Genomic DNA, 18,849 nt, shown 5'->3' on the forward strand with positions numbered 1-18,849 from the left:
CCGGGCATCCGATATCGACATTGGTACCGAAAGCGGGGGTGTCCAAACATTGCGGTACATCGGGCTGCCGCTGCCGCGGCGGGAGGATCGCGAGCTGGTCACCGGGCAGGCGCGCAGGGTCGCCGACCTGGAGATTCCCGGCACGCTCGAGCTCGCGTTCGCCCGCAGCCCGGTGCCGCACGCGCTGATCCACGGGGTCGACGTTCGCGCCGCCCGCAAGGAGGAGGGGGTGGCCGGCGCGTGGTCCGCCGCCGACCTGCCCTACCTCGCCGCCCGCACCATGCCGGGCGAGGAGGGCGCGCCGCCGTGGCCGCTGCTGGCCACCGACCGCGTCCGCTACCCGGGCGAGGCGCTCGCCGTGGTCGCCGCCGGCACGCGCGCCCGCGCCGAGGACGGGGCCGAGAGCGTCCGGCTGGACCTCGAACCGCGACCCTGCACCGATGATCCGCTGGCCGCCGACGCGCCCCGCCTGTTCGACGACCGCGACAACGTGGCCGCCGAGCGCACCTTCGGCGAGCCGGCCGACGACGTGTTCGCGACCGCGCCGGTGGTCGTCGAGGCCGCCTACCGCGAGCAACTCCTGCTCCCCACGTCCCTGGAGCCGCGGGCGATCCTGGTCGAACCCGGGCGCGCCGGCCGCCTCACCGTGTGGGTCTCCCACCAGGCCCAGCACCGGCTGCGCAACTCGCTCGCCAAGGCGCTCGGCCTCGACCGGGAGCGGATCCGGGTGATCGTCCCGGCCACCGGCGGCGCGTTCGGCGCCAAGAGCCAGACCTACCCCGAGTACGTGGTCGCCGCCCTGCTGGCCGTCCACCTCGGCCGGCCGGTGCGCTGGTGCGAGGACCGCGCCGAGGCGATGCTGGCCGGTCCGCGCGGCCGCGGCCAGAACCAGCGGGTACGGCTGGCGGCCGACACCGACGGCACCTTCCTCGCGTACGAGCTGCTGATCGACGCCGGCATCGGCGCCTACCCGCACACCGGCGCCTACGTGCCCATGTTGACCGGGGCGATGAGCACCGGCGCGTACCGCACGCCCAGAGTGCACACGCGGATCCGGTGCGTGCTCACCACCACCGCCCCGACCACGTCCTACCGTGGCGCCGGACGCCCGGAGGCCACCTACGCCCTCGAACGCACGGTGGACCGGCTCGCCCGGCGGCTCGGCCTGGACCCCGCCGAGCTGCGCCGCCGCAACTTCATCCGCCCCGGCCAGTACCCCTATCTGACGCCGACGGGCCGCACCTACGACTCGGGCGACTACGCCGCCGCGCTCGAGAAGGCCCTCGCCGCCGTCGGCTACCGCGAGATCCGCGCCGAGCAGGCCCGGCGCCGCGCGGAGGGCGGGCCGCCGCTCGGCGTGGGCATCGCCTCGTACGTCGAACGCTCGGGAGGGCCGCCGGACACCGCCGAGTTCGGCAGCGTGGAGGCGTGCGCGGACGGCACGTTCCTCGCACGGGTCGGCTGCACGTCCACCGGGCAGGGCCACTTCACCGTGTTCGCGCAGGTGGTCGCCTCGGTTCTGGACGTGGACATCGACCGGGTCCGCGTCATCGAGGGCGACACCGGCGAGGTGCCCTACGGGTACGCCACCTTCGGCAGCCGCTCCCTCCAGGTGGGCGGGGCGGCGCTGTGGCGGGCCGCCGAGTCGCTGGTCGCCGCCGCGCGGCGGCGCTGCGCCGGGCTCCTCGGCGTGGGCGAGGAGGAGGTCTCCTACGACTCGGGCCGGCTGGTGGTCGGCCTCCAGGGCTCTCCAGGGGAGGTCCCCGAGGCCGGACTGAACGCGGGCCCGCTCCCCGGGCTGCCCCTCGGGGAACTGGTCGCCCGCACCGGCCCGCTGCGCGCCGACGAGATCGTGCACCCGCCGCAGGCATTCCCGTACGGTACGCACATCGCCGTCGTGGAGGTCGACCCGGACCTCGGCTCCGTGCACGTGCGGCGACTCGTGGCCGTGGACGACTACGGGGTGGTCGTCAACCCCATGATCGTCAGCGGCCAGGGCTACGGCTCGATCGCCCAGGGTCTCGGTCAGGCCCTGTACGAGGAGGCGGTCATCGGCGCCGACGGCCTGCCGTACGCGTCGACCCTGCTGGACTACCTGCTGCCCACCGCCGCCGACATGCCGCCGGTCACCCTGCTGGAGACCATCACGCCCAACCCCAACACGCCCCTGGGGGCCAAGGGAGCGGGCGAGGCCGGCTGCATCGGCATCCCGCCCGCCGTGGTCAACGCCGTGTGCGACGCCCTCGACGTCGACCACATCGACATGCCGCTGACACCCGCCGCGGTATGGGCGGCCGCCGCGGCGCGCCGGGGAACACCGTGACGGTGGCTCGGCGGTCACCTCCACCGCATCCTCACCCGGCATCCCGGGAGCCCGTGGCGCACCATCCCGTTCAGGCTCGACGGGTAAATGGCCCCCCATCTCGTCGCCAAGGGCGGCTGACGGCGTCGGGTTACGAGGGATCTACCGGCGGACCCGTCACTGACCCGCCATCCGGTGGGTAGGACTCACCTGGAGGCTCCATCGACCTTTCTCGGGGGAGGTAGCAATGGGCACAATGGGCACATCGGGAATCAGCAAAAGGGTCCAGGACGTGATGCACCAGGGAGCGGAGTGCATAGGCGAACATGAAAACCTGCGCACGGCTGCCCAGATGATGCGCGACCTGTCGGTCGGCTCGCTGCCGATCTGCGGGGACGACGACCGGCTCAAGGGGATCATCACCGACCGGGACATCGTCATCAAGTGCTGCGCCGAAGGCAAGGACCTCGACCGCACCATAGCGGGCGAATTGGCCCGCGGGCTGGTGTGGTGTGAGGCCGGCAGCAGCGTCGAAGAGGCGCTGGAGAAGATGGAGCAGCACCAGATCAAGCGGCTGCCCGTGATCGAGAAGCACCGGATCGTGGGCATGGTCAGCGAGGCCGACCTGGCCAAGGAACTGCCGGACAACAAGCTCGCCGAGTTCGTCCATCGCCTCTACGCTCCGGCGTGAGCGACGACCGTACGAGCGAGGGGCCCCAGCCGGGGCCCCTTCCGGTACCACGTGTTCACAGGCGGTAGGTGCGGCCTTCGACGCCCCACTCGCCGAACGGCGGCTGCTCGCCACGGTCGATCGCCCGGATGGACGGACGGCCGATGTGGGCGAAGACCAGCCGCCCCACCTGGCGATCCCGGGCGTCCTGAGCGACCTGGAGCACGGCGGCGTGCCCGCCCACGCCGCCGGCGAAGCGGATCGGCCGGTTCCAGCCGGCGGCGTCCGCGAACATCAGGTCCGCGCCGGCGGCCCACTCGGGAAAGGTCCAGAACTCCGGGGCCCAGACGGCCCGAGCCTGTTCTGTCCGGATCAGGTAGCCATAGGTGGGATGGGAGGTGTGGCTGACCGGCAACGGCACGATCTCCACCCCGCCCGCCCGGTAGTCCGTCGCGGCGACCGTCAGCCCGAGTGCCCGCGCCGTACGGCGGATCTGGGGCATCAGCTCGGCGCGTTCGTCGCAGACCAGCCAGCCGCCGAGCGGCTCATCACCCGCGGCGTCACCGCCCGCGTCCAGCAGGACGCGGTGGCCGCGCCAACTGACCAGCAATCCGGCGGGACGATAGCGCGGGGAGTTCATCGCACCCACCCCGACCAGGCGAAGCCGCACGGTCGGGGTGGGTGGTGTGGCCACGCCGCAAGTCAACCAGAGCGACCCCACCAAACCCGGGAACGAGTAGGGTGCGCGACGGCGAGGCGCTCAGGTTCGATCCGGTGTGCGCAGGCGTACCGGGCCGAACAGGCCGGTGCTGCGCTGGCCGGGGAAGACGAAGTGTGTGGGGCTGACCTCGTCGAGGTACGGGCCCAGGGTCCCGAGGACGAGGATCTCAATCGGGTTGTCGCCCTCGTCCAGCTCGACGTCGAACGTGTACGGCGAGCACACCCTGATGCCGCAGGGCCGCCCGTTCACCGTCACCTCCGCCGTGCCCCTGACCCGGCCCAGATCGAGCACGCCCGGCCCGCCCCCGGCCGTGGCGGTGGTGCGGTACCGCACGCCGCCGCTGTACCCGGCGAGGCCGCGCTCCTCCCAGTCCCCGAGCCGCATCCGGCCGGGTCCGCAGGTGAATCGCACGGGCCCGGCGAACGCCGCCCCCGCCTGCGCGCCCGGCACCGTGGCCACCTCGAGTTCGGCAGCGTCCGGCCAGCCGCGCACTTCGACCAGGCCCGGGGCGTCCACCTCGATGCCGGTCGCACCCGGAGGCGGGTCCAGGAGGAACCGTTCGGTTCGCGGGCAGGCGCCGGGCACCGCGAAGGTGGCGGGCAGGGCGGCCGGGCGGCCGTCGAGCCAGCCTGCCTCGGGCAGCGGGTGCGGGCGGGGGCGCAGGTACAGGGCGGCGGGGTCGCCGTGCTGGCGGCGCCGCACCTGGGGGCGGGGCGACCAGCCGGGGCCGGAGACAGCCAGGCCGTCGACCAGGACCCAGCCGTCGGACTCGATCCGGATCGTGTTGTCGCCAGCGTGCAGGAGGTGTGACACGTCGTAGCGGCGCACCCGCGGGATGTCCGCCTCGGCGTATGGGTCGAAGCCGCCCTGCCTGCCCACCTCGGCACCGTTGACGAGCACCCGGCAGGACGCGGTGGACGCCACCTGCAGCAGCTCGAACGACTCCCGTACGGTCGTCTCCAGCGGCGTGCCGGCGATCCACTCGGGGCGGGCGGCGTCGGCGGGATCGGCCACCAGGCAGGCGTAGGCCCGCAGGTCGAGCTCCTCGTCCGGCACGAGCAGCAGCTCCAGCAGGTGGTCACCGGGCGGGACGGGCGAGCGGGTGACGGCGGCGTAGCCGCTGTCGTCGAGCAGCTGCTCCGCACCGTCGAGCCACAGGGTCTTGGCCGCCCCGGCCCCGACGGCCAGCCACGCGCCGGGCCCTGGCGGCACGGTGAGAAGGGTGCGGAAGCGAGCCTGCGTACCCGCCCCGACGCGGCCGAACGCGAGGAACTCCATCGGCACGTGCCCCTTCGGCCCGAGCGTCTCCCGATGGACCGGGTCCTTGCGCAGCCCTCTGGAGGCCGACCACACCGAGGGCGTCCACGGGCCGTCGCCGACTCGCTGCTCCCCTCGCGGCCCGAACGTCACATCCACCGGTTCCCCGTCCGGCGTCCGCAGCGTCCAGCATTCAACGCCCTTGCCGCCGCCGAAGTCAGACCCACCAAAATCAGACCACGTGTCGTCCAGGGTGGGGGCGAGCTCGACGTCCCACTCGTCCCCGAGATCGGCCTCGACCGGGTACGGGGGCCGCGGCAGCGCGGGCTCGGCGGAGGTGCCGTCGAACACCAGCAGGGCGGCCGGACCGTCGTCGAAGGGCACGACCACCTCCACGGCGTCCCCGTGCCGCGTGTGCGGCAGCGCTCTCGGAGGTCCGCCGTCGAAGAGGCGGGCCAGCAGCGGTGTGCCCGAGACGCCCCTGACGATGATGCGCATGTCGCGGACGTACCGGCCGGGGTCGAAGTCGATGACGGCGTCCAGCCAGCCGAGCTCCACGCCGCGTTCCTCGGGCCGTCCCACGCCGATCCTGCTGGCCATCGGGGACGCCGCGGTCAGGAACACCAGCGTGGTCTCCCCGACCTCACGCACCAGCGCGGGCACCGGCGCCTCGACCCGCCTGGGCAGCCCGGCCAGCGCCTCCCTCAGACCGGCGGCGGAGTCGACGTAACAGGCCTGGCCCGTCTCGAAGCGGGCGCGCAGGGGCGGGGAGTCCGGGAGCGCGCCGACGGCGACCAGCAGCCCGCCGTTCTCGGCGAACTCGTCGAGCCTGGCGGCGACGTCCTCGTCGAGGGCCGTGACGGCGGGCAGGATCACGGCACGGTACGCCTCGGTGGACACGGCCAGTCGCCCGTCCTCGGCGACGGCGCGCCGTACCGAGTCTTCGTCGATCACGTCGGCGTCGAGGCAGAGCCGGTCGAGCACGCCGGGCGCGGTGGCGAACCAGGCCATGTCGCCCACGATCTCGCGATAGACCTCCTGCGCCCGCGCGGCCCGCTGCTCGACCCCGTCAAACCCGGCCCCGTCCAGTGCGGTGCCGGTCTGGGCGGTGGTGGTGGGGAGCAGGACCGCGAGGTCGCAGGCGTGCCGTCCCAGGGACAGGGCGGCGCACAGGCGGGTGACGGCGTCGGCGAAGACGCGGTGGTGCCGCCAGTACGGCTGGCGCCAGTCGGTGGACGGCGGCGCCCACTCCCACCAGCCGCGTTTGGTCGTGTAGTAGACCGCGTGCGGGTTGTACAACGTCGCCCCGGCCCGCAGCCACGGCAGCAGCCAGTCGAAGGTCTCCTCGAGGGTCCCGCCCCACCCGCTGGAGTGGAACGCCTCGATCCAGGTGCGCGGCCGGCCGTACAGGTGGGCGAGGGAGGCGTGCAGGCGGGCGTCGCCGTGATGGTCGGAGCCGGGCGCGCTGAACCAGCGGTGGGTACGCGCGTAGTCGGCGTACAGTTGCACACCTTCCACCGGATGCCCGGCCCGAGCCGGGTCCTGCTGGTCGCAGCCGCTCAGCAGCCCGTGGCGCTCGTGCCACTCCGCCAGAGGGCGGAAGAACGCCTCCTCCGCCAGCTCGGCGCGGGTCTCCTGGTACGCCCGCCAGTCCGGCTCGGCAAGCGAGAACTCCGCGCCCCGGCGGGCCCGATACTGGGCGGCGAAGCGGGCGGACCAGGTGGGCATGGTGGGCAGCTCGTCCTGGAACGACCCGGCGATCACCCGGCCGAACCAGTGCCCGACCCGCCGCTCGAACTCGCCGTGCACCCGGTCCAGCAGCACCGCGCAGGCCTCGGCGGACAGGTAGTCGAAGCCGCGCAGCGAGACCGACCCGTCGGCGGCCAGCCACTGGCCGGCGAACTCTGGACGTTCCACCACGAGGCGGGCCTGGAGGTCGGCGCCGGAGAAGCCGAGCTGGTCGTAGAACCACAGGTACGCGCCCAGCTCGAAGGCGTCGGCGCACACCCCGTCGAGCAGCTCCCACCACGCCTCGGACAGGAACGGCGGGTCGTCGGCGTCGGCGCCGAACGTCGGGCCCGAGGGCGCGAGGTTCAGGATGACGAGGTTGCGCACTCCCCCGGCGACCAGGCGTTCCAGCTGCCAGCGCAACCGGTCCCTGCGCAGCGGCTCGCCGCTCCACCACCAGATGGCCGCCGGGGAGTACTCCCGGGGCGGCTCGCGGAGCACGTCGAAGACGTTCATCCCTTGAGCCCGCTGGAGAAGCCCTTGATGACGTACCGCTGCAGCGCCAGGAAGACCACCACGATCGGCAGCGCGCCGAGCACCAGCCCGGCGAAGACGAGGCCGTGCTGGGAGACGTACTGGCCGACGTAGGCGAAGACGCTGACCGGGACCGTCTCGTAGCCGGAGCCGCCGAGGTAGATCAGCGGGGTGAAGAAGTCGTTCCAGATGAAGACGGCGTTGAGGATCAGCACGGTGCCGGTGATGGGCCGCAGCAGCGGGAAGACGACGCGGGTGAACGCCGTGAGGTGCGAGGCGCCGTCGATCTGGGCGGCGCTGGCGTACTCGTGGGGCAGCGCCCGGATGAACCCCGTGTAGAGGAAGACGGTGAACGGGAGCTGGATGCCGGTGTAGAAGAGGATCATCCCGGCGTGCGTGCCGATCAGCCCGAGGTCGGTCACCAGCTGGTAGAGCGGGATCATGCCGAGCTGGAACGGCAGCACGATGCCCAGCAGGAACAGGATGTACAGGCCGTAGCCGAGGCGGGTCTTCACCCGGGCCAGGAAGTAGGCGGCGAACGAGCCGAGCGCGATGAGCGCGATGAGGCTGGCCACGGTGATCACCGTACTGTTGACCAGGGACGGGCCGAGCGCCGCCGCCGACCAGGCGCTGGCGAAGTTGCCGAACGTGGGCGGGTTCGGGAGCGCCAGCGGCGCCTGCGAGATCTGCGCCGGGTCCTTCAGCGACAACGAGATCAGGGTGTAGACGGGGAACAGGAACGCCACCGCCATCGCGATCATGACGATTTCCAGCAGGAAGGTCCTTCTCACGCGGTCACCTCGCGGCTACGCAGGTAGGAGACCTGGATGAACGAGACCGCCGCCACGAACAGGGCCAGCACCAGGGCGATCGCGGTGCTGTAGCCGAACTTGCCGAACACGAACGCCTGCTTGTACAGCACCGTGGACAAGGTCTCCGTGGCGTAGCCGGGGCCGCCGTTCGTGGCGGCGAAGACCTGGTCGAAGAGCTTGAGCCCGCCGATCGTGGACAACATCAGGTTGATCGTCACGGCGGGGGCGAGCAGCGGCCAGGTGACGTAGCGGAAGCGCTGCCAGGTGCCGGCGCCGTCGATCATGGCGGCCTCGTGCAGCTCCTTGGGCACCCCTTCCAGCCCGGCCAGGAAGATGACCATGGAGTAGCCGGCGTACTGCCACACGACCATGCCGGCGATCGACCACAGCGCCACCGACGGGTCGCCCAGCCAGTCCACGTGCAGGCCGAGCAGGCCGTTCAGCCCCGCGGCCGGGTCGGGGTTGTAGATGTACTTCCACAGGAACGCCACCATGACCGGGCTGACCACCACCGGCGCGAAGAAGATCACGCGGAGCAGCGCCCGGCTCTTCAGCTTGGCGTGCACCCCGAGGGCCAGCAGCAGGCCGACGCCGTTCTGCACGGCCACGATGGCCACCGTGAGCAGCAGCGTGTTGCCGATCGAGCCCATGGCCTGCTCGTCGCCCAGCAGCGTGCGGAAGTTGGCCAGGCCGACGAAGGACATGTCCTGGCCGATCCCGCTCCAGTCCGTGAACGCGTAGACCACGCCGCTGATCGCGGGATAGAGCACGACCAGCGCGTACACGACGAGGGCGGGCGCGGCGAACAGCCAAGGCGGGGTGGCGGCGCTGAAGCGCCGCCACCTGGCACGGGCCCGCGCCCGCGGAGCAGTCATTGAGGTCACTTCTGGTACGCCTCGTCCATCTTCTTCAGTGCCTCGTCGATCGTGGATTTTCCGGCCAGCAGCTCCTGGACCACCGCGAAGTGGACCGGCTGCACCTCGGCGTTGGGCCAGCGCTGGTCCATGAACGGCACCGCCCGGTCCTTGGTGAACGACAGGAACGACTGCACGGCGGGGTCGATGGTGGAGGAGGCGTCCTGGGTGAGCGGGATGGCGGCGATGGCCTTGGCCCAGGCGTTGATGTTCTCCTGCTTGCCGAGGAAGTCCACGAACGCCTTGGCCTCCTCGACATTCTTGCCCTTGGCGCTGGCCCCGAGGCCGACGACGACGCCGGCGGGGATCCACACGGAGGCGGCGTCGTCGGCGCCGGGCAGGGGGAACATCGACAGGTCGTCGGGCGCGGCGGCGGCCTTGCGGAAGTCCGGCAGCACGGCCGACACCTGGATGGCCATGGCGGCCTTGCCGGTGGCCACCATCGAGGTCTGCTGCTCGAACGTGGTGCCGTTGGGCTTGTCGTTGAAGAAGCCGCGCTTCTGCAGCTCCAGGTACATCTCCATGGCCTGCCGCCAGCCGGACTGGGCGAAGCTGGTCTGCCCGGCGAGCTGCTTGTCGTCGAACGTCGGGTCCTTGGCGTAGACGGTCGAGGGCACCAGCGCGTACGTGATGAGCTGGGTGACCCACGGCGTCTGCGCGCCCAGCGCGATCGGCACCACTCCGGCCTTCTTCAGCTTGTCGCAGACCGCGAGGAACTCGGTCCAGGTCGTCGGCGGCGCATCGATGCCCGCCTGCTCGAAGACCTTCTTGTTGTAGACCGCTCCGATGACCGACGACCCGGCCGAGTAGATGTAGGTCTTGCCGTCGAGCTGGAAGGCGGGCTTGAACCCGGCCGGGATGGTCTGCGTCCACGCCTGGGCGGACAGGTCGGCCAGCAGCCCGGCCTTGGCGATCTGGGTCATCGACATCGCGCTTCCGTTGCCCGGGTACACCACGTGCAGGTCGGGGGCGTTGCCGGCGCCGAGCTGGGTGCGTACCGAGGTCTGGACCTGGTCGGTGGGGGCGTAGGAGGCGGTGAGCCGCACCGCGGGTTTGACCTTCTGGTAGGCGGCCACCAGCCCGTCCATCGGCGCCTTCTGGTCGGCCACGCCGATGAACTTCAGCTCGGTCGCGGCGGCCTGGCCGCCGCCCGTCGTGGCGGTGGTCTCAGGCCGGGTGGAGCAGGCGGTCGCGACCGCGGCCGCGGCCAGGCCGCCCATCATGCGCAGGAACTGGCCGCGGCTCACCCTGGCGTCGTGCAGCAGGTCGGTCATGCTGGTCTCCTAAGAAGTGATCCCCCGAGAGAACACCGATGCGAACGTTTTAATGAGGGCCCTGCGAAGGAGGCAGGGAGCGCGCACAGGACCTCCGCGAAGGCAGGAGGGGTCGGAGACGGGCAGCACATACGGCCGGACGGAGCCAACGCCTCCACCTCCACGTAACTCGCTTGTGAATTTAACAATCAAGCTTGTTAAAAGTGATAGATGTCGGGAGAGTATGAGTCGCCCGAGTTGGGTGTCAAGAGTAAAATCCAGCGCCGGCCGAGCAGGGTGGAGTTCAGGGTGAAATCGCGGCAGCACACCTCCAGCAGGTCAGCGCGATGGCACGGCATGGCCGAGCACATCGTGCGCCGGGGCTCCGCCTCCGTGACCGAGCTCGCCGAGAGCTTCGGGGTGAGCGTGATGACCATCCACCGCGACCTCGACGAGCTGGAGCGCCAGGGCATGGTGCGCAAGGTCCGCGGCGGCGCCACCGCCCAGGCCAGCAACGTGTGGGAGAGCAACATCGTCTACCGGCTCAAGGCGCACACGGCGGAGAAGGACGCCATCGCCCGGCTGGTGGCGGGCATGATCGAGCCGGGTAGCTCGGTCATGCTGGACGACTCGACGACGGCGCTGGCGGTGGCCCGTCACCTGACCGAGCTGGCCCCGCTGACCGTGGTGACGAACTTCCTGGAGGCGATCAGGCTGCTGGCCGGCAGCCGCGACATCAGGCTCATCGCGCTGGGCGGCGAATATCACGCCACCCACGACTCCTTTCTCGGGCTCGGCTGTGTCGACGCGGTCGAGGCGGTGAGCACGGATGTGGTCGTGGTGTCCACCTCGGCCATCTCCGAGCAGTACGCCTTCCACCAGGAGCAGGAGATCGTGCTGGTGAAGCGGGCGATGTTGCGCGCGGGCGCCCGGCGCATCCTGGCCGTCGACGGCACGAAGCTGGCCCGGGTGGCGCTGCACCGGGTCGCGCCGCTGGACGACTTCGACGTCGTCGTGGTCGACGCGAACGCCCCGGCCGATCTGCTGCAGCGGCTGCGCGACCACCATGCGAACGTTCAGGTGGCGCAGTTGTAACGCTCTAGCGCGTTATTTGTAACTTGCATCTTGTTAAGAAGTCGCCTGCTTGCTACAAAGTGAGGGCTTTCGCCCCCCAGCTTAGGAAGCAGCATGCACCCTCCCTCCCGCCGATCCTTCCTCGGGCTCGGCAGTTCCGCGCTGGCCCTGGCCTTCACCACCGGCCTGGCCGACCCGTCGACCGCGCGGGCGAGCGTGAAGGGCGACTACCCCTTCCAGCTCGGCGTCGCGTCCGGCGATCCGTTGCCCGACCGGGTGATCCTCTGGACGCGGCTGGCCGTCAAGCCGCTGGAGCCGCTCGGCGGGCTGCCGTACAACAAGATCAGGGTTGACTGGGAGATCGCGGAGGACGAGGCGTTCACCCGGCGCGCCCGGCACGGCTCCACCTGGGCCACCCCCGAGTACGGCCACTCCGTCCACGTGGACGCCAACGGCCTGCGGCCGGGCCGCGAGTACTTCTACCGCTTCCGCACCGGCGGCCAGATCAGCCCCGTCGGCCGGACCAAGACCGCGCCCGCCCCGTCGAGCAGCCCCGAGTCGCTGCGGCTGGCCTTCGCCTCGTGCGCGCTGTGGCAGGACGGCTATTACAGCGCCTACCGCCACCTCGCCGAGGAGGAGCCCGACGTGGTGTTCCACCTCGGGGACTACATCTACGAGTACGGCATCGTGCCCACCGGCGGCATGCGGAACACGCCCGTGCCCGAGCAGTTCCGGGTGCAGTGCGACACCCTCGACCGCTTCCGCATCCAGTACGGCCTCTACAAGAGCGACCCCGACCTGCAGGCCGCGCACCACCGGGCTCCGTGGATCGTCACCTGGGACGACCACGAGGTGCTGGACAACTGGGCGGGCTCCAACGGCCCCGGCGGCGAGGTGACCGAGCAGGACTACCTGGTGATCCGCGCCAACGCCTTCCGCGCCTACTGGGAGAACATGCCCGTCCGGGTGCCCTCCGTCGAGGGCCCCGACGCCCGGATCTACCGCAGGTTCGCCTTCGGGGACCTCGCGGAGTTCAACGTGCTCGACACCCGGCAGTACCGCGACGACCAGGTCTGCGGCGACGGGCAGCAGGTGGACTGCGCGGACCGCCTCGACCCCGCCAGGCAGATGCTCGGCGCCGAGCAGGAGAAGTGGCTGCTCGACGGCCTGGGCGCGTCCCGCGCCAAGTGGAATGTGCTGGCCCAGCAGATCGCCATGATGCAGCTCGACTACGACCAGGGCCCCGCGCAGAAGCTCAGCATGGACCTCTGGGACGGCTACAAGGCCGCCAAGGACCGCGTGCTCAACGGCATGATCGAGCGTCAGGTGAGCAACCCCGTGGTGCTGACCGGCGACATCCACTACAACCTGGCGGGCGAGCTCAAGGCGAACTTCGACGACCCGGCCTCGCGCACGGTCGGCGTGGAGCTCGTCGGCACGTCCGTCAGCAGCGGCGGCAACGGCAACGCCTCGACCGGCGTGCCGCCGGGCGGCACCGACCCGGCCAACCCGCACCTGAAGTTCTCCAGCTACCAGCGCGGCTACGTCTCCTGCGAGATCACTCGGGACCAGTGGCGGGCGGACTTCAAGGTCGTCCCGTACGTGGACCGCCCCGGCGCGCCGGTCTCCACCAGGGCCAGCCTGGTCACCCTCGACGGCGCCCCCGGCCTGCACGCGCTCTAGGAAGGAACGATCATGCGTCACCTCACCGCCGCACTGGCCCTGGTAGCCACCGCCACCCTCACCGCCGCCGCTTGGGATCCCACCCCCGAGCCTCCTCAGTCGGTGTCCGTGAAGGTCCGGCCGGGCACCTCCAAGGGCACCGGCAAGCTCACCCCGATCGCGAGCGCCGACCGGCTCGTCGCCCCGCTCGGCGTGGACCCCGCCTGCCCCGCCAAGATCGACATCGGCATGCGCAGCGACGCGAAGAAGGCCGCGTACGCCACCATGAACGTGGAGATCGACCAGCCGCTGAGCGCCTCCCGCTCGATGTTGTCCAGCTACCTGCCGCCCGGCTACGAGCTCGGCGCGAAACTGCTGGTCGCCGTCCCGCCCGACGCCAAGGAAGGCGAGTACGGCCTGCGCCTGCGCACCTCCGCCCAGACGTTGTCCGTGCCCGTCGAGGTCGTGCCCGTGGACCGGCTCGACAACGGCGGCAACCTCGCGCTCCGGCGCCCGGTCACCGCCTCCTCCCAGCACACGAACGCCAACTACCCGCCCTGCAGCATCGCCGACGGCGACCGCTCCTCCAACGGCTGGGCCGGCGGCAACGGCTGGAACGACGCCACCGGCAGGGCCTGGCCGGACACCGTGGCCATCGCGCTGGGCAGCCCCAGGCAGGTGTCACGGGTGGACCTGTACACGCTCGACACGGAACGCTATCCCGCCGCGACGTTCGGGCTGCGTGACTGGGACGTCCAGGCGCAGGTGAGCGGCCAGTGGCAGACGGTCGCGCAGGTGCGGGGCAACACCGCGGGCAACGCGCGCTCGGACTTCACGCCCGTCACCGCGGACGCGGTCCGCATCGTGGCGCTGGCCTCGAACGGGGCGAACGACTACACCCGCATCATCGAGGTCGAGGCCCGCTGATCGAGCCGGAGGGCGGGCGTCAAGCGCCGGTCAAGCGGCCGTCGATCGCGTACGGCCGCCGATCCCGCAGTTGACCGGCGCGCACCGGAAATACCCATGTTCGGGCAACTTGACGATCAGGATCTAGCAATGGACGGTCTTGCCCCGAATGAGGGCACTTACAGTTGGACGTATGGCTGCTCCTTGGGCCGCGGCACCGACGTCGTCGCAGGGTGGCGCGGGGTAGCCCGTGCACGGCCACCCGGACTCGGATACCCAGCGGTACGCGGCTGGGCTTGACGAGGTGCTGGCCCAGGCCGTCCGTGACACCGGGGCGCACGTCGGCGCGATCTACCTGCTGGCGGAGGCTGGGCAGGTCCTGCTGATGGACACGGAGGTCGGGCTGCCGGCGCAGATCGTCAAGCCGTGGACCAGGGTCAGGATGGACGCCAGCACCCCGGTGGCGGCCGCCGTTCGCCAGCGCCATGTGATCTGGGTGCCCAATCATCACGAGCTGGCCTGCCGCTTCCCCGGAACGGCGCTCGCGTTGCCGTATCCGTTCGCCACGGCCGCCGCTCCCCTCCGGACCGGCTCCCGCGTGTGGGGCGCCTGGATCCTGTTCTGGCCGGCGTCGCACGCGTACGAGCTCTCACCCCATGAGGTGGAGGTCATCAATCTCGCCTGCGACAAGCTGGGCGCCCTGCTGAAGGAGGCAGCCGACCGCGGGCACCCGCCGGCGGCCACGGGCGAGCCGCGCGTCCTGCTTCCGGAGCAGCCCGAGGCGCCGGATCCGCAATATGCCCTGGCCGCGTCCGGCTGTCTCGACCGTTTCCGCGAGGGTTGTGTCGCGCTGAATCTGGAGGGCCGCATCACCTTCGTCAGCGCCACGGCGGCCGATCTGCTCGGCGACGGGGGTGACGTGCTGGGCAAGCCGCTGTGGGAGGTCGCGGAATGGCTGAAGGATCCGGCGTTCGAAGATCGCTGCCGGGCGGCGGTGGTCAGCCAGCAGACCACGTTCTGCACGGCTCGCCGCCCTGACGGCCGCAAACTGGAGTTCGCGCTCTATCCGGATCCGTCCGGCATCAGCCTGCTGATCACGCCTGCCGTGGTGGAGCAGCCGTTGCAGGAGCTTCCGCACGAGCCCGGCGCCGGCGGGCAGCCGCGGACCGACGTCTTCTACAACTTCCTGCACATCGCGGCGGCCCTGACCCGGGCGCTCAACGTGCGGGAGGTCGTCAACCTGGTCGCCGACCACGTCATGCCCGTGTTCAAGGTGCAGGCCATGGCGATCCTGATAGCCGAGGGCGGCAAGATGCGGATTATCGGCTCGCACGGCTACGGGCCCGAGATCGTCGATCTGTTCGACGGCCTGCCGCTGACCTCACCAACCCCCGCCGAGCACGTGCTGCGCACCGGCGACCCCGCGTTCTTCGCCAACTGGAGCGAGCTACGCCAGATGTATCCGAACGCCGTGCACTACGACCAGATGGCCGCCTGGGCGTTCCTGCCGCTGGCGGTCTCCGACGACATCGTCGGCACCTGCGTGCTGGCCTTCGGCGAGCCCCACCCGTTCACCGACGAGGAATGCGCCAGCCTCACCGCGCTGGCCGGGTTGATGGCCCAGGCCCTCGACCGCGCCATGCTCTACGACACCAAGGACCGGCTCGCCCACTGCCTCCAGACCGCGCTGCTCCCCCGCAGCCTGCCCGAGATCCCCGGCCTGGACGTGGCCGCCCGCTACGTGCCCGCCACCCGCGGTGTCGGCATCGGCGGCGACTTCTACGACCTGATCCGCCTGAACGACACCTCCGCCGCCGCGGTCATCGGAGACGTCCAGGGGCACAACATGACGGCCGCCGCGCTCATGGGACAGGTGCGCACCGCCATCCACGCCCACGCGGTCGCCGGCGCCAGCCCCGGCGACGTGCTCAGGCACACCAACCGCCTGCTCATCGACCTGGACACCGACCTGTTCACCAGTTGCCTGCTCGTCCACGTCGACCTGCAACTACGCACCCTCTGCCTGGCCAACGCGGGACACCCTCCGGCGTTGCTGCGCCCGCCGAACATGCCCGCCGAGATCATCGACGGCCCGTACGGGCTGCTCCTCGGTGTCGACGCCGATGCCGACTACCCGACCATCGAGGCGCCGTTCCCGCCGGAGGCCGTCGTCGCCCTCTACACCGACGGCCTGGTCGAGGCCCCCGGCGTCGACCTGGACCTCGCCATCGGCAACCTCGCCGGATACCTGACCGAGGCCACGTACGAGCACCTCCACCAGCTCAGCGGCACGCTGCTGGACCACGCCCCGCACACCAAGCACCGCGCCGACGACATCGCGCTGCTCCTGCTGGAGCATCGCGCGAATCCGGGCTGACTCAATGGCGGACGGCCGTGCGGAAGCGGGCGCGGTAGGCCGACGGCGTGACACCGAGGTGGCGCAGGAAGGCGCGGCGCAGTGACTCGTCGCTGCCCAGGCCTGAGCGATGGGCCGCGCCGGTGACGCTCTCACCCGCTTCGAGCAGCGCCTGCGCCGCTTCCAGCCGTACCGACTCGACGTGGCCGGCCGGGGTGGTGCCGACCTGTTCGTGGAAGAGGCGGGTGAGGTGGCGAGCGCTCATCCCGGCGCGCGCGGCCATCGACGGCAGGGCGTGATCGCCGGCGGGGTCCGCGGCGATCTCGTCGAGCAGGCCGCGCAGCGCGTCGTGCCGGGGCCGCGGGGTACGCGCGGCCACCGAGAACTGCGACTGGCCGCCCGGCCGCTGCATGAAGACGACCAGGTCGCGGGCCACCTCGCGGGCCAGCTCCGCGCCCTCGTCCTGCTCCACCAGGGCCAGCGCCAGGTCGACGCCGGAGCTGACGCCGGCGGAGGTGATCATCCGCCCGTCGCGTACGTAGATCGCGTCGGGTTCGACCGTCACCCGGGGGTAGCGGTGGGCGAGCGTGGCGGCGTGCCGCCAGTGCGTGGTCGCCCTTCTGCCGTCCAGCAATCCCGCCTCGGCCAGGACGAACGCCCCCGTACACACCGACGCGACCCGCTCCGAGGCGCCGGCCAGCCCGTCCACCGCTTCGAGCACCGCGGGAAGCGGCGGCAGGCGCGGCAGGTCATGCGAGCCCGGCACCACTACGGTGTGCACCCCGGCGACCTCGCCGGCCCGCGCGTTCGCCGCGAGCCGCACCCCCGCCGACGCGGTGACGTCCGCTCCCGCAGGAGAGCAGATCACCAGCTCGTACGAGCCGCCGAGCTCCGCCGCGGTGTCGAACACCTCCACCGGCGACGTCACATCCAGCAGTCGCACCCCGTCGTAGACGACGACGGCGACCTTCTTGCGTTCCACCGTTCCACTCTATGTCCAGATTTGTGGGATACCTGACTGAAATGACATGGAGAAGCCGAGGCAGCGTTCGCAAGACTGAAGACATGACCGATCGCATCGCTGACATCGACATCCCGGACAGCCAGCTGGCCAAGGAGGCCACCGAGCTGGTGCGGCAGGGTGCCGGCCCGCTGTTGTTCGACCACTCACGGCGCGTCTACCTGTTCGGCGCGCTGCAGGGCCGCCGCCGCGGGCTGGTCTACGACCCCGAGATCCTGTACGTGGCCGCGATGTTCCACGATCTCGGGCTGACCGAGCGGCACAACCAGTCCCAGCAGCGCTTCGAACTGGACGGGGCCGACGACGCGCGCGACTTCCTGCGTTCGCACGGCCTGGACGAGGAGAGTGCCCGGCTGGCCTGGACCGCGATCGCGCTGCACACCACGCCGGAGATCCCGTCCCACATGGAGCCGGAGATCGCCCTGGTCACCGCCGGTGTGGAGGCCGACGTGCTCGGCATGGGGCTGGACGACATCCCCGCGGAGGCCCGGAAGGAGATCGTGGCGGCACACCCGCGTCCCGACTTCAAGCGGCGCATCCTGCAGGCTTTCACCGAGGGGATCGCGCACCGGCCGCAGACCACCTTCGGCAACGTCAAGGCCGACGTGCTCGAGCACTTCGTGCCCGGCTTCAGGCACATCGACTTCGTGGAGATCATCCAGAACTCCGACTGGCCGGAGTGAGCCGGTCGCTAGGAGGTTCGCCGGGTGGCGCAGATCGCTGAATCGATCATCGACGCCACCTTCCGGGGATGCGAGATCAAGGTCAGATGGGACCCGCCCTCGAACTCCGAGATCTTCGACTTCGCCCGCCGGGCCATCCACAGCTGGGCGGAGCGGGTGATGACCACGTCTCCGGTGCTGATGAAGAACCAGGACGGAATCGTCTTCCAGGCCGCGGCCTTGGACGGCGTCTCGAACGCGCCGGTCGACGCGGCTCGCTGGGACGCCCACAGCCGGGTGGCCGTTTCCCGATCCAGATCGGCGGCGAACGAACGCAGGAAGAAGTCCTTCTTGAGGTAGAGATCGGTGACTGTGCCGGTCGCTCCCGCGTACGACATCTTGTCGTAGAGGGAGGCGGGGCTCTCCTTTTTCAGCACCGAGTCGGAGCCGCTCAACTGGCCGTTGGTTTCGCCTACGTCGGGCGCCGCGGCGTCGACGTATACGAGGGCTTTGACGTTCGGAGTGTGCGCGGCGGCGTTGGTGATCACCGAGCCGCCGTAGGAGTGCCCGGCGAGGACGACGGGGCCGGAAATGGTTTTCAGGAAGGCGGCGACGGAGGCCGCGTCGGTGGTGAGGTTCTGGACGGGATTCGCGATGGCCCGGACGGCATATCCGGATTTCCGCAGGGACGCCATGACGCCATTCCAGCTCGACGTGTCGGCCCAGGCGCCATGCACGAGCACGACCGTCGGCTTGGCGCCGCCTGCCGGGCAAGGAGACGGCTGGCCTGCGCCGTCAGCCTCAAATGCGCGTGCGCCGGCAGGAACGGTGGTGAGCGTGGCGAGCACGGCCGCCAGCACTGTTTGCCTGCACATTTCGCAGCCCTTCTGTCCACATCCGGATAAATACCGTATGTACCTGCGCCCTTCGTCACCGCCAAGGAATGTTGTCGCCGGCGTCAAATGGTGGAGTTGTTT

14 protein-coding genes are annotated in these 18,849 nt (G+C 70.9%); 7 read left to right on the forward strand and 7 right to left on the reverse strand.

The features are described from left to right. Positions 1 to 49 precede the first annotated feature (49 nt). Entirely contained in the window at positions 50 to 2,323 is a 2,274-nt protein-coding gene (locus ACFLIM_RS13885; protein ID WP_393165172.1) for a xanthine dehydrogenase family protein molybdopterin-binding subunit, read from the forward strand. A gap of 274 nt (positions 2,324 to 2,597) precedes the next feature. After that, on the forward strand, positions 2,598 to 2,993 hold the full coding sequence (locus ACFLIM_RS13890) for a CBS domain-containing protein (protein WP_393165510.1): 396 nt from the start codon (positions 2,598 to 2,600) through the stop codon (positions 2,991 to 2,993). 55 nt (positions 2,994 to 3,048) lie between these two features. Here ACFLIM_RS13890 and ACFLIM_RS13895 read toward each other — a convergent pair whose 3' ends face one another. From ACFLIM_RS13895 to ACFLIM_RS13915, 5 genes are all read right to left on the reverse strand, one after another. Further along, complete coding sequence (locus ACFLIM_RS13895) at positions 3,049 to 3,666, reverse strand: MBL fold metallo-hydrolase (RefSeq protein WP_393165174.1); 618 nt, start codon at positions 3,664 to 3,666, stop codon at positions 3,049 to 3,051. Between the two features lie 66 nt (positions 3,667 to 3,732). After that, the gene (locus ACFLIM_RS13900; RefSeq protein ID WP_393165176.1) at positions 3,733 to 7,194 is read right to left on the reverse strand and encodes a hypothetical protein; all 3,462 of its coding nucleotides are present in this window, start codon (positions 7,192 to 7,194) and stop codon (positions 3,733 to 3,735) included. Further along, complete coding sequence (locus ACFLIM_RS13905; RefSeq protein WP_393165178.1) at positions 7,191 to 8,003, reverse strand: carbohydrate ABC transporter permease; 813 nt, start codon at positions 8,001 to 8,003, stop codon at positions 7,191 to 7,193. The genes ACFLIM_RS13900 and ACFLIM_RS13905 overlap by 4 nt, the downstream gene beginning before the upstream one ends. Continuing rightward, entirely contained in the window at positions 8,000 to 8,899 is a 900-nt protein-coding gene (locus ACFLIM_RS13910; RefSeq protein ID WP_393165180.1) for a carbohydrate ABC transporter permease, read from the reverse strand. Before ACFLIM_RS13910 ends, ACFLIM_RS13905 begins: the two co-directional genes overlap by 4 nt. A 5-nt stretch (positions 8,900 to 8,904) precedes the next feature. Continuing rightward, positions 8,905 to 10,212 (reverse strand): extracellular solute-binding protein, encoded by a 1,308-nt coding sequence (locus tag ACFLIM_RS13915; protein ID WP_393165182.1) that lies wholly within the window; start codon positions 10,210 to 10,212, stop codon positions 8,905 to 8,907. Positions 10,213 to 10,500: 288 nt separating this feature from the next. Here ACFLIM_RS13915 and ACFLIM_RS13920 point away from each other — a divergent pair, with 288 nt between their 5' ends. The 4 genes from ACFLIM_RS13920 to ACFLIM_RS13935 all read left to right on the forward strand — a co-directional run bounded on the left by ACFLIM_RS13920 (position 10,501) and on the right by ACFLIM_RS13935 (position 16,210). Continuing rightward, positions 10,501 to 11,286, forward strand: a complete 786-nt coding sequence (locus ACFLIM_RS13920) for a DeoR/GlpR family DNA-binding transcription regulator (protein ID WP_393165184.1) — start codon at positions 10,501 to 10,503, stop codon at positions 11,284 to 11,286. A 93-nt stretch (positions 11,287 to 11,379) separates the two neighbouring features. Beyond that, positions 11,380 to 12,948, forward strand: coding sequence for an alkaline phosphatase D family protein (locus ACFLIM_RS13925; RefSeq protein ID WP_393165186.1), 1,569 nt, complete (start codon positions 11,380 to 11,382; stop codon positions 12,946 to 12,948). 12 nt (positions 12,949 to 12,960) lie between these two features. Further along, complete coding sequence (locus ACFLIM_RS13930) at positions 12,961 to 13,854, forward strand: discoidin domain-containing protein (protein ID WP_393165188.1); 894 nt, start codon at positions 12,961 to 12,963, stop codon at positions 13,852 to 13,854. 229 nt (positions 13,855 to 14,083) lie between these two features. Next, positions 14,084 to 16,210, forward strand: coding sequence for a SpoIIE family protein phosphatase (locus ACFLIM_RS13935; protein ID WP_393165190.1), 2,127 nt, complete (start codon positions 14,084 to 14,086; stop codon positions 16,208 to 16,210). A gap of 1 nt (position 16,211) precedes the next feature. On the opposite strand, the gene ACFLIM_RS13940 is transcribed toward ACFLIM_RS13935, so the two are convergent. Further along, complete coding sequence (locus tag ACFLIM_RS13940) at positions 16,212 to 17,171, reverse strand: GlxA family transcriptional regulator (protein WP_393165192.1); 960 nt, start codon at positions 17,169 to 17,171, stop codon at positions 16,212 to 16,214. Positions 17,172 to 17,254: 83 nt separating this feature from the next. Here ACFLIM_RS13940 and ACFLIM_RS13945 point away from each other — a divergent pair, with 83 nt between their 5' ends. After that, positions 17,255 to 17,893: an HD domain-containing protein gene (locus ACFLIM_RS13945; protein ID WP_393165194.1), complete on the forward strand. Its 639-nt coding sequence runs from the start codon at positions 17,255 to 17,257 to the stop codon at positions 17,891 to 17,893. 8 nt (positions 17,894 to 17,901) lie between these two features. Here the strand turns inward: ACFLIM_RS13945 and ACFLIM_RS13950 are convergent, their stop codons facing one another. Then, positions 17,902 to 18,747 (reverse strand): alpha/beta fold hydrolase, encoded by an 846-nt coding sequence (locus ACFLIM_RS13950; protein ID WP_393165196.1) that lies wholly within the window; start codon positions 18,745 to 18,747, stop codon positions 17,902 to 17,904. Between the last annotated feature and the right edge of the window lie 102 nt (positions 18,748 to 18,849).

It is taken from the genome of Nonomuraea marmarensis, assembly GCF_043197025.1.
Taxonomy (GTDB): Bacteria; Actinomycetota; Actinomycetes; order Streptosporangiales; family Streptosporangiaceae; genus Nonomuraea; species Nonomuraea marmarensis.